Here is a 14,671-nt window from a genome sequence, read left to right on the forward strand (position 1 = left end):
AAAATTCTGTTCGAATTTGGCTTTAAATATATTATGCAATCTCCATATATTCATTTGCTAAAAATTATTGAATAGAACTAATCCGCTACTATTTCTTCTTCAATCAATTCCACTTCATACGTCCTCAATCTACTATAGAACCTCGATTGCGCTCTTGTATCTAGCACGCCATTTTCAGCTAAACTCCATTTATCTCCATTTTTCGCGGTAAAATAATAAGTTCCATTAACCCCATATACATATACATACTCTACTTTCTCCATGTCTTCCCACGGATAGATACGTGTCTTGTTAAACTTCTGGAGCACCATTTGATCTTCTTGGATAGCTGTGTAACTGAGCGAAGAAGCATATAAAGAAATAAGAGATGCAACCAATAAGGACCCGAAAACCGCGTACATAATCTTGTTTCGTTTCCATGCGAGCAACAATAGACCCGTTAGGAGTAGTGCCAATCCAAATGCAGTGATCCAAAAATTTACCGCTGGAATGAATAAGGCAATGTTTTGCTCTTGCTCATACAAAACGGTAGATATCACTAGTGGCAAGAAAAATACCACAAACGGGGTACAAAGTCCCACAAGCATTGCCCAAATAATAAAGATGGTGCGTAGGGATTGTTTTTCTGTCATACTATCGCCTCCTTCCGTCTTTATATCTATATTATTCGGTAGAAGGATGAAAAAACTAAGGGTGTTATTATTTGTCCCACGTCTCCCGACCACCCTATACAAGTAAACAATTAAACATATCAGTCAAAAGATGATTCCTTCATATCAAAGCCTTTTTGACTGCAAGGAAATGCGACATTAAAGGAATGCCCCTTCTATGAAAAAAACACCTTGATTATCCACTTACCCAACAAAACAAATGGATAAAATAGTATATCTGTTAAGTCAGCAAAGAAATCAACTCTATCCGCCTTCTTATGTCTCATTTCGTATCGGGTTGCTTCATCCTCATTTGTGAATTTCTTATCCCCTACAATAAATACTTCATTCGCTTTCTGCTCATTTTCCATTTGATTATCCCCTTATGAATGTATATTAACTAATCTACAATAAAAGTAACTAATCTTGTTTTTGCTACATTAATTTATTCATCCCAAGTACATCCAATGTTTTCTGTTGCTGAATGTCTTTGATCAATACAGATAGCACAAATAGCATCCCAATAATTACCGAAAAAAAGACGCTGTTAACAATGAATAATTTGGTATCGAACGTTGTTTGGGCAATGGATTTTAAATTCATATAAAAATGGCTTCCTAAATAACAGATGAAACCAATAAATAGAGCTAAACAAAAAATAATACGTAGAGCGTTTCATCCCATTTACTCCTTACATCCGTTACGTTTTATACGAATCAGAAAATTTAAAGTTTCAATTTTCTGATTATTTTTCGTATTCTTTATTGAAGTTAAGTACCGGTTTTGTTGAATTACAAATTCAACCCTTCATTATTTCGTTTTATAAAGTTCCACTAATTTTTTCCCATCGCTTGTTCCGATGATTGTAGTAAGAGGAACGAGATTAATAACCACGTTAAAATAAGAAACAAAAATAAAACTATCTAAGTAGTTTCGAAAAACCCCAAATTCATATCCCATAAACAAATCTAATACAAATGCAGATAGAAAATTAAAGATTACCCCACCCAAGAAAAAGAGTGCTTTCTGTGTTTTACTAAATTCCTCCATATTCTTAGCAACAACTCTTCCACCTACGAAATAAGCTTTCTTAATAACAAAGAACTTCTTCTTCCATAATACTTCTCCATTTCCAATCGTAAATTCACTAATTTCTCCACCAAATAACTTAACAAAAAAAGCGTGCCCTGATTCGTATATTAGTGCAATAAAAGGAAAAATAAACAAAGCAATAATTACGAAATTTATTAAAAAGCCCATCTTTCATCCCCCTTAATAATATCTACGAAAATGGGGGTAGAACGTTTCATATTTATAACTAGCTTTCGTGAAATCATAGTTTAGCCTTACAATTCAGTAGCATTCTTTAAAATCTCAAAGAATTCACTATCATTTTCGATTGTATAGTATTCGTATCCATCAATTAGATTTACTAATTTTTTATCCGTATCCACCCACATTGCATATCCTGTATTAAATGTAATATTTACTCTGTAATCTATATCTAGTGAAACATCTGTTACTCTTTTAAATTTTGCATTTTTAAAAGACTCTATTAGTTCCAGTTGCGTTTCTTCTGGAATTTCAATTGGTGTAAATAGATCCTCTTTTTCTAAATCGTAACTTTGAATATCTACAAATGGTTTTTCTGCATTTAAATCTGCATAATCTCCTAATACGTCTGATGCAGAATAAGTCCTATTAGCGTTAGCAAAGACGGTAACCCACACCATCACGAGCAATAAAACTACAATTCCAATTCCAATGCTTTTGATATTGTGCGATATTAACTCCACATTGCTACCGTCCTATTTTTATTCTTGGACCCAAATTAACTTAGTCATCCAAACACAAAAATCCTTCTATTTTTTTACCTAACGAAAATCCAGAAGATAGGATATTAAGGGGTAAACGCTGGTTTACACGCTAAAGTTTATTAGAAGGAATTACAACAGCGTTACATGCTTTTTCATAAAACTCAATCGGACCTGCCTGTCCAATAATTGCATACTCATAACCAATATCACTCATGTCTTTTAAGCAGTGATGTAGTAAAGAATATCCTATCCCCTTAACTCTGTTTGATAATGCCACGCCCATCGGACCGAAATAACATTTTTTATTCTTATATATATCATAAGCAGCAAACCCTATAATATCTCCGTTATCATCGAAAGCAACATATACCGGTGGCTTATTTAACGAGAATGCTTCTCTTATAGTTTGAGACCACTCATTCGAAAAATTTTTTCCAATAAAATGAACAAGTTCGTTAATATCCTTTTTATTCACTTTACGGATAAGATGTGTGTTAATGATTGGGACTGTATAATTTCCAATATGAGTAATCATATCTCTTGAGGTAGTACCGAGGGATAATATTGTTTTTCGGTTATCATCTGATAAAAAATAGTCTACTACATTAGTTTTTATTAACGCTTTAAGCAAATGACCTTCATTTACATAGATTTGGTTATACTTCTTCATATAAATAATAGCAACTTCCAATACATTTTTTACTTCTTCCGTAACTTGGACGTTGAGAAAAACACTAAATGTCTGATGCTGAATAGAAGTATCCTCCATCACATCTTTCAATAAGCTCTTGTCTAAAGTGATTTTTAGAGATATCTCTCCAAGTACTCCTGTTTTCTCATCTAAACAAGCAGTAAGGAGATGAACAGGTTGTAACACCTTTACTCTTGATGATTGAGCATGGTTTTCTGCTTTCTTCCATATCCTTAGCATTCTATTCGTAAAATTTATATTAGAATTGCTCAGAAACACCCCTCCTATAAAAATTTTTGATAATAAAACCCTTAATGATAAGTACTTCTACCACTTTGTAAAAAAACCTGCTGCATTACAACAAACCGAAAAATAAAATAAAATCTATTCTATTACAACTCTACTTTCACATGTATTCAAAGAAACTGGAACAAGTCAGCAGCAACTTGCTAGTGTGAACTATAGAAATGTAAATTCCAATCCTAAAGTTCTGTTTCTGATAGTTGTGATTCAGCAAATTTATCTATTTCCTTATTGCTTCTGCTAAAATAGTAACTTTTCCATCAGATCTTAAGCTATTCTATATTCTAAAACAGGAGATACAGCAAATACATAAGCTGGATCCCCTGTTTCTTTTTATATTTTCAACACCAAAGTTTTCACAACGGTAAGGTTAATCCCTAAAATTGTTATTGTATTATATCCACCCAAATTTTAATCGCAGTCCCAGCAATCAGTAATGCTAGTAACCATTGTAATATCTTAACATTCATCTTTTGACCAATTTTTGCGCCAAGTGGTGCAGCTATGATACTAGCAATAATCATAATAAATGCTGGCCAATAATCAATTTGACCCGTGATGATTTTGCCGACACTACCACCAATCGCCGAGATAAAAGTGATTGCTAAACTAGTTGCGATTGTCATTCGAGTTGGTATTTTTAAAACGGTTAACATAATCGGTACAAGTAAAAATCCACCGGCTGCACCAACAATACCTGAGCCAATACCGACAATAAGCGCCAGACTACTAGCCACTACCTTGTTAAACGAAATGACCGTTGTATCTTCAACTGTTTTACGCGGGATAAACATCATCACTGCTGCAATCACAGCAAGTATGCCATAAACGACATTGACGGCTTCTTCTGATAAAAACCCTGATCCATAACTACCAATAAAACTTCCGAGTAAAATTGCTCCACCCATGTAAATTATTATTTCTTTATGGAGCAACCCACTTTTTCGGTATGCCCAAACACCGGCAAGTGAAGCAAATAATACTTGAATAGCACTAATACCTGATACCTCATGTGCGGTGAATGCGGCAAGTCCAAATAGTGGGGGGATGTAAAGTAGCAAGGGGTATTTAATAATCGATCCCCCAACCCCTAACATTCCTGATATAAATGATCCTACAAATCCGAGTGCAAAAATAACGACGATAAATGTAATGGATAAATCCATAATGACCCTCCTTTTGGAAAATGAAAACGAGTAGAAATAGCTCTACTCGTTCTATATGCTCTTATGCTTTTTGAATGTAGAAGAAAAATACCCCATTTTCTTCTTTTTGTTCAACAATTTTATGTCCACCCGCTGCAGCCCATGCTGTAAAGTCATTTAAAGCGCCTTTATCTGTTACAAGTACTTCTAGCACTTCACCTGAGTTAATCGTATCTATTGTTTTTTTAGTTCGAACAATTGGCATTGGACAAGCTAAGCCTTTTGCATCTAAAGTTTTTGTAATATTCATGAGTATTTCCTCTTCTCGTAGTTTGTATTTTATAAGAATTTTTTTAACTTAGCGTACTGCACAACGGTTAGGGCCAATTTCCATTTCTGTTTGTTCTTCGTTACTTGGCGTTACTTTCCCCATATTAACGTGGCGAATTTCTTCGTACGAATTTGGCTGAGGCGGTAAGTTATCTGTCACCATTGAGCGGAATACTTCCTCATCTTCTACATTTAAGCCATGATTTTCTACGAATAGATCTCCTAAACGCTTGCCCACTGTCCCGTCTTCATTTAGCTCTTCAATAATCATGAAGTGAGCAGGTAGTACGATTAAATCCTCTGCTAATGAGCGGTAACGACTATATAACGTCTGACGTAAATCTCTTACCCAGTCATCTGCAAGACCAGCTAAGTCAGGACGACCGATGGAATCAATGAATAAAATATCGCCTGTTAATAGGTACTTTTTGTCGATTACAAAAGAAGTGGATCCAATGGTATGACCTGGAGAGTAAAGCGCACCTACTTCAATTTCCGAATTGCCAAGTTTTACTGTTAAGCCATCAGTTAAAGGTGTGAAATCGAATACCACCTCTTCTGCATCCTTTGACGGTAAGTAATACGCGGCACCCGTTTGACTAGCAATATGACGACCTCCTGAAATGTGGTCAGCGTGTAAATGCGTGTCAAATACGTGCTTAATTTGGACACCCTTTTCTTCTGCGAATTTTATAAAAACATCGGTAAAACGTACAGCATCAATAATTGCTGCTTCACCTTCGTTAACTGCCATGTAGGAAAGACAGCCTTTTCCTAAACGGACGAATTGATAAAGCTCACCGCCACCAGAAAGTTCGCCTACTTTAACTGGCTCTATATACATCGACCAAGACTTCATCCCGCCTTCTAAATAGGCCACTTCAAGACCAGCTTCTGCTAGCAGTTCTGCTACCATGATAGATGAGCCTTCCTTTGCACAAACAACCAATATCTCTTTGTCTGTTGGAATTTGTGGTAAGATTTCTTCTACCCCATCTAAAAGTTCGAAATATGGAATGTTTAAGTAATTAAATTTGTGGCCTTCAATTTTCCAATCAGCAAATGCATCTGCATTTCGCACATCTAAAATAAATAATTCTTTGTTATCAATGACTTTGCGTGCTACATCAGCCGCTGTCCAAATGTTTACTGTCATTATTTTACCCCCATAGGTATATTTTCGTTATTTTTTTTGGTTCTGGAAGCGAAGAGCTACCGGAACCAATAGTTAAGAATTAGATATATGGATAGCAGCAGCAACCCGTTAAAACGTTAATGTTGGTGCTGCATCTTTCGCAAATTCCAAGAAAGTAACTGCGCCACCCACTTCGATATCTTCTACTAAATCTGCTTTTGTTAAGCCCATCACGTCCATCGTCATTTGACAAGCGATGAATTTCACGCCCAACTCCTGCGCCATTTCTACTAATTGTGGGATTGAGGGAACTCCAGAATTAGCGAATCCTACTGCAAAGTGTTCCTTGCCTGCTGGCATTTCAAGTCCGTGCATACCTTGCTTATGAATAAGGTTTAACCCTTCAAATGTGAAGAAGATCGCTACCTCTTTTTCAGAAGCTGCTGCCGCTGTTGCAATATTAAATACTTTATAGGCATCAAATAATCCACCATTTGATGCAATAATTGCTACTTTATTGGACATATTATTCTACCTCTTTCTGTAATTCGCCTTCGTACCCTGTCATCCCAGGTAAGACGTTATAAATATTGTTAAAACCTTCTTCAGCTAATTGCTTCGCTGCTAAATCGGAGCGAGTACCTGTCCGGCAAATCACATAGATTGTTTCATCTTTGTTCAATTCAGTTAAGCGTTCAGCTAATTCGCCCATTGGGATTGACTTTGCACCTGGAATATGACCAAATGTATATTCCGCAGCCTCGCGAACATCTAAGATTAAACCTTTACCATTTAAAGCCTCTTCATTTGAAATTGTATGTTCAAATGTTTTTTCAACTGCTTCGCTTACTTCAGGATTGCATTTACGAATATAGTGATAGAACACTCCATTCTCTTCATGTGAACCAATATATTGATGACCAACTGTTTTTGACCAAGCCGCTAAGTCAGCCACTGAGCCTTTATCTGTCGCTTGAATTTCTAATACTTGGCCTTCAGCTACTTCGTTCATTGCCTTTTTAGTTTTTACTATTGGCATTGGACAAGCTAAGCCTTTTGCATCTAACTGTACATCCGATTTAACCATATGAACTCTCCATCCATACCTACTAGGGTATTAATATTTTTAAAAAAATTTATCTTTACTTTACTTCGCCATTCCAAGCGAGCATTCCGCCATCCATGTTCGTTACATCAAAACCATGCGATTGTAAAAGAGCTGTTGCCTTACCACTACGTCCACCCGAACGACATACCATAATATAACCTTCTGATTTATCAAGCTCGTTCATTTTAAACTCCAACAATCCTAGCGGAATATGAATGACACCTGGAATATGTCCTGTTTCCACTTCATCCACTTCACGCACATCTATTAACTTCACCGCTTCTCCAGCCTCTATTTTCGCTTGTACTTCTTCTGGTTGAATTGTTTTCATATTTTTCTCCTCCTAATATGCACTCATGCCACCACGGATATTTGTTACTTTTGTATAGTCTAATTTTTTTAACTGTTTACAAGCCTGATTTGAACGCATACCACTTTGACAAATGACAAGAATTTCTTTATCCTTTGGTAGTTTCGAAAAGTCTGATCCAAGGGGGATATTTTTAAATTGGCGAATGTTGCGTGCTTTATATTCACCGGGTGTTCGTACATCAACAAATACTTTATCATTATCATTAATAATTGTTTTAAGCTCTGCAGTCGATATAGAGTTTACCCCTTTTGTTGGCATTATACGCCAAACAAAAAATGCGACCACAATTGCAATTAAAATAGCTATCTTCATATATGTCACCTCTTATATAAATAAATTCACGGTACCATCTTCTGCATCTGCTAAATATGCTGCAACACCTGCGTACTGAATACCATCTAATAACTCTTCTTTTTGAAGACCCAGTAAATCCATCGTCATTGTGCATGTCACAAGTTTAATATCTTGTTCTTGTGCCAATTCAACAAGCTGTGTAAGCGTTAGAGCATTATGTTTTTTCATTACATGCTTAATCACTTTTGGTCCCATGCCTAGCATCTGCATGGTTGATAAGCCTAACTTTTCCGCACCTCTTGGCATCATTTTCGCAAACATTTTTTCTAAAAATCCTTTTTGCACCGCTACAGATTCTTGTTTACGTAGTGCATTTATACCCCAGAATGTATGGAAGATTGTCACTTCATGATCATACGCAGCTGCTCCATTTGCAATAATGTACGCTGCCATTGCCTTGTCATAATCTCCACTAAATAAAACGATAGTTGTTCTTTTCTTTTCCATATTATCCCCTTACCTGTATAGGTATTTTTTATTTGAAAAATAAAAAGTCTTATCGACTTTTTACTAGTAGATCCACCGCTTGCTTAACTATTGCATTTTTGTCTAAAGTATCTGCATTCTCTTTTGATAAACATTCCACTAAATTATCCGTGACAATAACACCTATTGTACGATCCACTGCAGAACGGACTGCACTTAGTTGTGTAATCACATCTTTACAATCTTTCTCTTCTTCCATCATACGTAATATCCCTCTAAGCTGACCTTCCATCTTTTTCATTCTTGCTGTAACCTTTGCATCGTATTCCAATATCTCACCTCATTTTAATTTATTTCTTCATCTATCTCGCATTTTACTACCCCTTAGGGTATTTGTAAATATTTTAACTTAAGTGCTTTCAAACAATACTTTTAGTTACGAGCGAAATAGATGATTGATAGCAACTGAAATCAATACTACTACCCCTATGGGTATATGTCAACGTATAAGTTTTTTCAAATATTCTCTTTCAACTTCATCTTCCCTTACCATTTTATTTCTCAGGCAATAAATGGAGTTCCGGAAACTGCAACCAAATTTCATAAGAAAAGCTACCCATAAAGGTAGCCAATTGTTTCACTAAAGAACCCCCGTTACCAAGTTATTCTAAGTATAACTTATAGGAGATAGGGACCGTTTTTTAATTTTTTTAAAGGTGAACAAAATACCTCAATAAGTAAGTTTCTTTGACAGATAATACTGTTGATTATCTTTATTAGGATGTTCATCTATTACGCCAACTACTTCATAACCATATCTTTGATAGAAATTTGGGGCCTGAAAGCTAAATGTATCTAGTTGAATGAGGTTGCATCTGTTCTCTCTAGCGATTTCCTCTATATTATGTAATAACTGTCTACCATATCCTTTACCTCTAAGCGATTCATCTACCCATAAAAAATCAATATGTAAGTGATACCAAAAAATCGTTCCTGTAATGCCTCCCAAAATTTTCTCTCTTTCATCTCTAAGGATAAAGCTAATGTTTTTAACTGGGTGTTTTACTTCATCTGGCAGCTTAGAAAGATTGTGTTCAATTACCTTTTTACGAATATAATCACTGTCTTCCTGATTCCACTGCTGAGTTATTTTCATAATTTTTCCTCCATATAAGTTTGTGAATCATTATTTTACAAAAACAAATATTTTGTTTGTATCATTTCATTATAATTCTTTTTGAATTGTTGTAAACGTTGACGGACTAACGATTATTGTTTACTTGCCTACAAAGTAAATAATAAAAATAAACCCATTTATTACTAATGCTGATAAAGGAATTATGACAAAAATTGCGGAGATAACTAATTCTCTTCTGATTCTATTTGAATTAGCTTTAACAATACTAAATAACGAAAATAGTATTAAAACGAATATAGTTAAAGTGCTAACTAACAAGATGCTTTGATTCATTTCCCCAGTTAGCTTTGCTATATCCTCCACCAAAAAAACTGCCAATAACGCAACAATCCCCAATATAAAGGATGCCATGAACCATTTAAGGAATGTATTTATATTGCCCACCTCTTCAATAATTTACATAGATTATCTTATTCAACACAATTGCAAAAATCTGCTGCATAAGTTGAATTAATATAAAGGCACATCAATAGTCATACTCGATTACAATAGGCGTTGAAGAAGTGAATTCAGTTAAACCTAATCATTCAGTACAACTAGAGTGTCTCATCCAATTTCTGAATCTTTGAATCTGAAATTAAATAAACATTGCCTAAAACGTCTATTTTGTCTTCCTTTACACGAACTGCGCAATCTTTGTTCGACGCATAAATGTTAAGTTCTTCCGAAAGGAGAGATAGTTCTTTTTGAACCAGTGCAATGTTATTTTCAAGATCAAAATGAGACAGTATGGAGAAATTGACAAGACCGATCCCATCGTAAACAGAGCTTGCTTCCACTTTATATCCAAAGTTTTTCGAGCATAACCATTTAGCGGACATGTTTATTGCACCAGCGCTTGCCCCCATCACAACGGCGCTGCTTTTTTTAATCGAATCCGATAAATCATATTCCATCAAAAAACCATTCTGTTTAAGAGTATCCCCACCTAACAAAAAGATGACCGATGCATTTTTAATTATCGTTTTGGCCTCTTCCTTCTGTACCCGATAATTAATTAAATGATATTCATCAAACATAATGCCAGCCTGCTCAAGCCACGAGCGTTCCGTAGAACCATCATCTTCATAAATAGATGGATTCGAGCTAATCATAGCCAATGATTTTCTATCAGTTATATCCTCCAGTAGCACCCTACTCAGATTCTCTGGAAAGAAATTGTTAAACCACCCTAAATAATAGTGAGTTTTCATAAGTACCTCCGTAGCAAGTGTAAATAATGCATATTCATTGTGTCACTTACTGTATTTTCTTATTGATTCAAATCCCCTGATTATAAGAAGAAAAATTACTGGTAATTAGGTATGTCGTATCCCATAACTTAATAAGTTTCACTTATACTCCATTTTACTTTAAAGTTGCCTTTTACATCATCGCCTGTTACAACCATTCTATAAACTCCAGCTTTTTGAACCTCCAATTTCAACACTTCCTCACTAACCTCAGTCAATCCTACTAACTTATTTTTTCCGTTTAGCATATAAAACCCATGCCCTCCATCGTTAGTTGGGTTGAAATCATAGGACAAGGTAATAGTTTGATCTGTCTTTGCTAGAATAGGTATTTCATGTTTCCCATTAAAGTGGTCAAAAGTTGCTGTATATGAAGTTTCACTTTTCACTTCAATCCATTGTTCCTTTTCCGTAAAGTCCACATCCATTAGAATGATAATAATTAATGGCACAACGATAGAAAACACATATTTAAAGGACTGGAAACGGAAAGATAATAATATTCCAACATAAAATATTAAAGAACATAACGCTCCGATTGTACCAGCAAATATCATAAAAGAAACATCCAGCGTTATGATAAAAAAACCATAACCTGCTAGAATATATAGTAGGATTTTCACTGTTAAACTGGTGTTTGGAACTTTAAATACCCACAAGTCAATCAATAGCGAACACAAAATGCCATAACCAAAAACGATTATCCAAAGGAACCCGCTAGAAATTCCTTCTACAAATTCGTACATATCTATTCCAAACGAAAGTAAAAGATAAATAGATATAACAAACAATAGGAACCCTGCACCAGCTAATTTTGTAATTATATAAGGAATTGCTTTAATTAAGTTTATTTTTAGCGTCATCCCAATATACTCCTCTAAAAACACAAGTTAAAATGACCATGAGCCCTTTAAATTAACCTGCCACGTTCGTTTAAGTGTAACTTCCCAAATTAACATAAAATAAATCACGTTACCTTCCCTTAAATGCGGACAGAATTGCCCCTATCCATTTTCTATTTTAACAACGTAACAATTACGTTAGATGTTAACTTTTTTTAGTTTTGAAAAATCTAACTATTATTAAGACTATCCCAGTTATGAAGAAAACTAAAGCATTAGCCAAAAGGACCATTGCGATAAATGCAGCTGCGAATGCAGAACCTTCGTGTGTATCAGTGGGATCAACCACTCTGGAAATTTTTAAAAATATTGCCCCTACTGTAAACCCAATAATTGGAACAAGTAAGACCATAATGATCCCAGAAATCCATAAAGACAATTTATTGTTCTTGTGTAAATGGATAGCTGTTCCATCAAAAAGTAATATCAATAACAAAAGAATTAACCAAACTAAACCATCTCCACTCAACTTACCCCACCACTCTCCATACTACTTCAATAAAAGACTAAATTTACAACCCTTTTTGTTTTATGAATCTACCGGACTTGTTCTCCTAAACCACCATCGTCTCGTATTTCAAACTTCCCAATTTTTCCTGGTTCAGCTAGAATTGCGGTACCTTTTACTTCGTGTTTGGAAACTGCTCCAGTATTATTCGTATATTCTACCTTAGCGGTAAAGTCATAAAACTTAGGAGTGTTAATGTTCTCACTTTTTGTTACTTGTATATTACTAACTTTCATCTTATATCTAAGATTTTCGTCAAAGCCTAAATATCCATAATGATATTTAAAAGCTATAACATTCGAAATAAGGGAATCATAAGCATTATCCGTAAAATAAGGTCCATAAGTTTTTTTCACTAAGTCCTCGTATGCACGCCATTCGTCTGATACCCCCGACTCTTCTACTCCATTTACTTCATTTGCTTCAGGTGTGTTGCTACCTATTTCGGTCATTTTTTTATCGATATTTTTGACAATAACCAAATATTCTTCGTTCGGAACTGTAAATTCCGATTCAAGAACAGCTTGGACTGCTATTATATTTTTGTCTTCTGAGGAAACAACCGCTTCTACTTGGGGTTCAGTATTTTCTTTCAGACAGCCCGCAAACAGAAAACACATGCTTATCAAGAATAAGATGCCTCCAATTTTTTTTATTTGTTTAATAGACATATAACTCCCACCACGATTCTTCCAAAGTTAAATTTATATTCTGATGTTAAATGAAATACGTTATAGAATTAGAAAAGTTCCATTTTTCTGTCTTATTATATTTAGATAATACAGAGGCTTAAAACTAGCATTGGTATCTCAACCAATGATATGAAATATAAAAACACCTCTTATTTCAAATCTATGCCAGATTTTCAATAAAGAGGTGCTTAAGTTGTACATTTAATTAGTATTTCCCATTTTTATACTTCATTACAGATCCCATTATCAATTAATTTCCTTTTGAGTGTCGTTAAACGCTATAAAAAAACAAGAAAAAATGCTTACTCCTACTCGAAGTAAAGCACTCATCAATGAAAATGTATTATAAAAATAACTTCACATTTTGAATAAACTCATAAATAAAATATCCTGCAAAACAAATTAATAAAGTCCCTGATACTATTGTTAACCATTTAATCATGTTTCGATTTAGTGCTTTTCGAGTGATGGATATAATGCTGAGTAATCCAATATCATGTAGCAAAATTCCACTTAAAATCCCTAACGCAACAATGAAAAAGTGACTTTCATCGGTTGCATAATTTTTTGCAAGTACTACTCCAAATACATTCACCCAAAAAACTAGATTACCTGGGGAAATAGCCACAAGAAGACCATTCTTGTATGAGCTAAAAAAAGATTTTGTTACTCTCTCACCCGATAAAGTGATATCTTTATCTGCGTTTTTTATTGAATCATAACCCAAGTATAACAAAAACACAGCTCCAATAAGCCACATGGGAATTTGAATGATAGGTAGCGCCAAGATAGAAGCAAGACCTGTTGATAGCAAAATGATTAGTGTAATATCAATTGTCATACCGCCTAATCCAACTGCCCATCCGTGTATAAATCCATTTTTCAACCCTTGTTTTGTCATTTCGACAGTGATTGCACCTACAGGCATTGCGATGGCAAGCCCTACCATTACATAAGCAAAATACAAGCTCAAATAACCACAACTCTCATAAGTAAATATAGCCTCTTCTGTCCGTTTATAAGAATTATTATACAGATGAATATATATTTAATTCAAGCCCTTATTCAACTAAACTGTAACGTTAGTTCATTATAAAAATTCTAAGTAAGCTATTCATATACATTTAAAATTATACTTTGAGAGATAATGCTTACAATTTCAGATATCGATAAAGTCCCGTCAACAATAATGTCGGAATTCGGTTTTATGGTATTAAGCATCTCAAGATAACCCTGTCTGCCTTGTGAAATATAACTATTCATATCCAATAAAATATTCTCAACTGAACTATTCTTAAAATCTCTTGTTACTCTACGTGCCATAGCAATATCCAAAGGAGTATCAATAAACACCATAAAATCAATTAATTTACTTGTTTTAAAGTGTTTATAGGCAAACGGAAAGTCCATTATTATATAATCTAAGGGTTCGGTAAGCAATGACTCTAAATCTGTAATTAGAGGAGCCAAGTTCCAATCATCATAATTAGATCCATTGGCCACCCATTCTAAAATGCTATTAGGGCCTTCGAAATTGTAATCATCAAAATAAAGCGTTTTAGAGTTTTGCAAGATTTCGTTTAAATGTGTTGTTATTGTTGTTTTTCCACCACCAGAAACTGCAGCAACAGCAATAACAAGTGGATGCTTTGCTTTCTTCATAAACTCCCCCATTTTCTAAATTTTACTATTAAACTACCTTGCCGCTTTGAATAAGAAGAAAAAATACTTTACTCCTTTTGGAAATAAAGCACCAGTTTGAGCAACAAGAAATCCTACTAATCTAAACATCCGCAACCCCATGTAG

Annotated in this window: 23 protein-coding genes; all 23 read right to left on the bottom strand. The window is 34.6% G+C overall.

What is annotated here, in order from left to right:
- Nucleotides 1–77: 77 nt before the first annotated feature.
- A complete protein-coding gene (locus MHI40_RS09240) occupies nt 78–632 on the bottom strand; it encodes a hypothetical protein (protein WP_340762381.1) in 555 nt (184 codons plus the stop codon).
- A 194-nt stretch (nt 633–826) separates the two neighbouring features.
- Nucleotides 827–1,021, bottom strand: coding sequence for a hypothetical protein (locus MHI40_RS09245; RefSeq protein ID WP_340762382.1), 195 nt, complete (start codon nt 1,019–1,021; stop codon nt 827–829).
- 64 nt (nt 1,022–1,085) lie between these two features.
- Nucleotides 1,086–1,253: a hypothetical protein gene (locus tag MHI40_RS09250; RefSeq protein ID WP_340762383.1), complete on the bottom strand. Its 168-nt coding sequence runs from the start codon at nt 1,251–1,253 to the stop codon at nt 1,086–1,088.
- Between the two features lie 207 nt (nt 1,254–1,460).
- Nucleotides 1,461–1,910: a hypothetical protein gene (locus tag MHI40_RS09255; RefSeq protein WP_340762384.1), complete on the bottom strand. Its 450-nt coding sequence runs from the start codon at nt 1,908–1,910 to the stop codon at nt 1,461–1,463.
- A gap of 86 nt (nt 1,911–1,996) precedes the next feature.
- Nucleotides 1,997–2,446, bottom strand: a complete 450-nt coding sequence (locus MHI40_RS09260; RefSeq protein ID WP_093533956.1) for a hypothetical protein — start codon at nt 2,444–2,446, stop codon at nt 1,997–1,999.
- Between the two features lie 130 nt (nt 2,447–2,576).
- On the bottom strand, nt 2,577–3,398 hold the full coding sequence (locus MHI40_RS09265) for a GNAT family N-acetyltransferase (protein ID WP_340762386.1): 822 nt from the start codon (nt 3,396–3,398) through the stop codon (nt 2,577–2,579).
- 449 nt (nt 3,399–3,847) lie between these two features.
- Nucleotides 3,848–4,627: a sulfite exporter TauE/SafE family protein gene (locus MHI40_RS09270; protein WP_340762387.1), complete on the bottom strand. Its 780-nt coding sequence runs from the start codon at nt 4,625–4,627 to the stop codon at nt 3,848–3,850.
- A gap of 61 nt (nt 4,628–4,688) precedes the next feature.
- Nucleotides 4,689–4,916, bottom strand: coding sequence for a sulfurtransferase TusA family protein (locus MHI40_RS09275; RefSeq protein WP_340762388.1), 228 nt, complete (start codon nt 4,914–4,916; stop codon nt 4,689–4,691).
- 48 nt (nt 4,917–4,964) lie between these two features.
- Nucleotides 4,965–6,092, bottom strand: a complete 1,128-nt coding sequence (locus tag MHI40_RS09280) for an MBL fold metallo-hydrolase (protein WP_340762389.1) — start codon at nt 6,090–6,092, stop codon at nt 4,965–4,967.
- A 108-nt stretch (nt 6,093–6,200) separates the two neighbouring features.
- On the bottom strand, nt 6,201–6,596 hold the full coding sequence (locus MHI40_RS09285) for a DsrE/DsrF/DrsH-like family protein (RefSeq protein WP_340762390.1): 396 nt from the start codon (nt 6,594–6,596) through the stop codon (nt 6,201–6,203).
- A 1-nt stretch (nt 6,597) separates the two neighbouring features.
- Nucleotides 6,598–7,158, bottom strand: a complete 561-nt coding sequence (locus tag MHI40_RS09290) for a sulfurtransferase TusA family protein (protein ID WP_340762391.1) — start codon at nt 7,156–7,158, stop codon at nt 6,598–6,600.
- Between the two features lie 55 nt (nt 7,159–7,213).
- A complete protein-coding gene (locus MHI40_RS09295) occupies nt 7,214–7,510 on the bottom strand; it encodes a rhodanese-like domain-containing protein (RefSeq protein WP_093533940.1) in 297 nt (98 codons plus the stop codon).
- Nucleotides 7,511–7,522: 12 nt separating this feature from the next.
- Nucleotides 7,523–7,864, bottom strand: a complete 342-nt coding sequence (locus tag MHI40_RS09300; RefSeq protein WP_340762392.1) for a rhodanese-like domain-containing protein — start codon at nt 7,862–7,864, stop codon at nt 7,523–7,525.
- Between the two features lie 12 nt (nt 7,865–7,876).
- Nucleotides 7,877–8,353 carry a DsrE/DsrF/DrsH-like family protein gene (locus tag MHI40_RS09305; RefSeq protein ID WP_340762393.1) on the bottom strand — a complete coding sequence of 159 codons (477 nt, stop codon included), beginning with the start codon at nt 8,351–8,353 and terminating at the stop codon, nt 7,877–7,879.
- Between the two features lie 49 nt (nt 8,354–8,402).
- Complete coding sequence (locus MHI40_RS09310; protein ID WP_093533934.1) at nt 8,403–8,663, bottom strand: metal-sensitive transcriptional regulator; 261 nt, start codon at nt 8,661–8,663, stop codon at nt 8,403–8,405.
- A gap of 399 nt (nt 8,664–9,062) precedes the next feature.
- On the bottom strand, nt 9,063–9,488 hold the full coding sequence (locus tag MHI40_RS09315) for a GNAT family N-acetyltransferase (RefSeq protein ID WP_340762394.1): 426 nt from the start codon (nt 9,486–9,488) through the stop codon (nt 9,063–9,065).
- Between the two features lie 120 nt (nt 9,489–9,608).
- Nucleotides 9,609–9,881, bottom strand: coding sequence for a hypothetical protein (locus MHI40_RS09320; protein ID WP_340762395.1), 273 nt, complete (start codon nt 9,879–9,881; stop codon nt 9,609–9,611).
- A gap of 185 nt (nt 9,882–10,066) precedes the next feature.
- A complete protein-coding gene (locus MHI40_RS09325; RefSeq protein ID WP_340762396.1) occupies nt 10,067–10,723 on the bottom strand; it encodes a Type 1 glutamine amidotransferase-like domain-containing protein in 657 nt (218 codons plus the stop codon).
- A 128-nt stretch (nt 10,724–10,851) separates the two neighbouring features.
- Nucleotides 10,852–11,625: a hypothetical protein gene (locus MHI40_RS09330; RefSeq protein ID WP_340762397.1), complete on the bottom strand. Its 774-nt coding sequence runs from the start codon at nt 11,623–11,625 to the stop codon at nt 10,852–10,854.
- Nucleotides 11,626–11,809: 184 nt separating this feature from the next.
- On the bottom strand, nt 11,810–12,133 hold the full coding sequence (locus MHI40_RS09335; RefSeq protein ID WP_340762398.1) for an ABC transporter permease: 324 nt from the start codon (nt 12,131–12,133) through the stop codon (nt 11,810–11,812).
- Between the two features lie 68 nt (nt 12,134–12,201).
- Complete coding sequence (locus MHI40_RS09340) at nt 12,202–12,843, bottom strand: hypothetical protein (protein ID WP_340762399.1); 642 nt, start codon at nt 12,841–12,843, stop codon at nt 12,202–12,204.
- 364 nt (nt 12,844–13,207) lie between these two features.
- Complete coding sequence (locus tag MHI40_RS09345; protein WP_340762400.1) at nt 13,208–13,837, bottom strand: LysE family transporter; 630 nt, start codon at nt 13,835–13,837, stop codon at nt 13,208–13,210.
- 137 nt (nt 13,838–13,974) lie between these two features.
- Nucleotides 13,975–14,526, bottom strand: coding sequence for a hypothetical protein (locus tag MHI40_RS09350; RefSeq protein WP_340762402.1), 552 nt, complete (start codon nt 14,524–14,526; stop codon nt 13,975–13,977).
- Nucleotides 14,527–14,671: the final 145 nt, after the last annotated feature.

This window comes from Psychrobacillus sp. FSL H8-0510 (assembly GCF_038008345.1).
GTDB classification, from domain to species: Bacteria; Bacillota; Bacilli; order Bacillales_A; family Planococcaceae; genus Psychrobacillus; species Psychrobacillus psychrotolerans.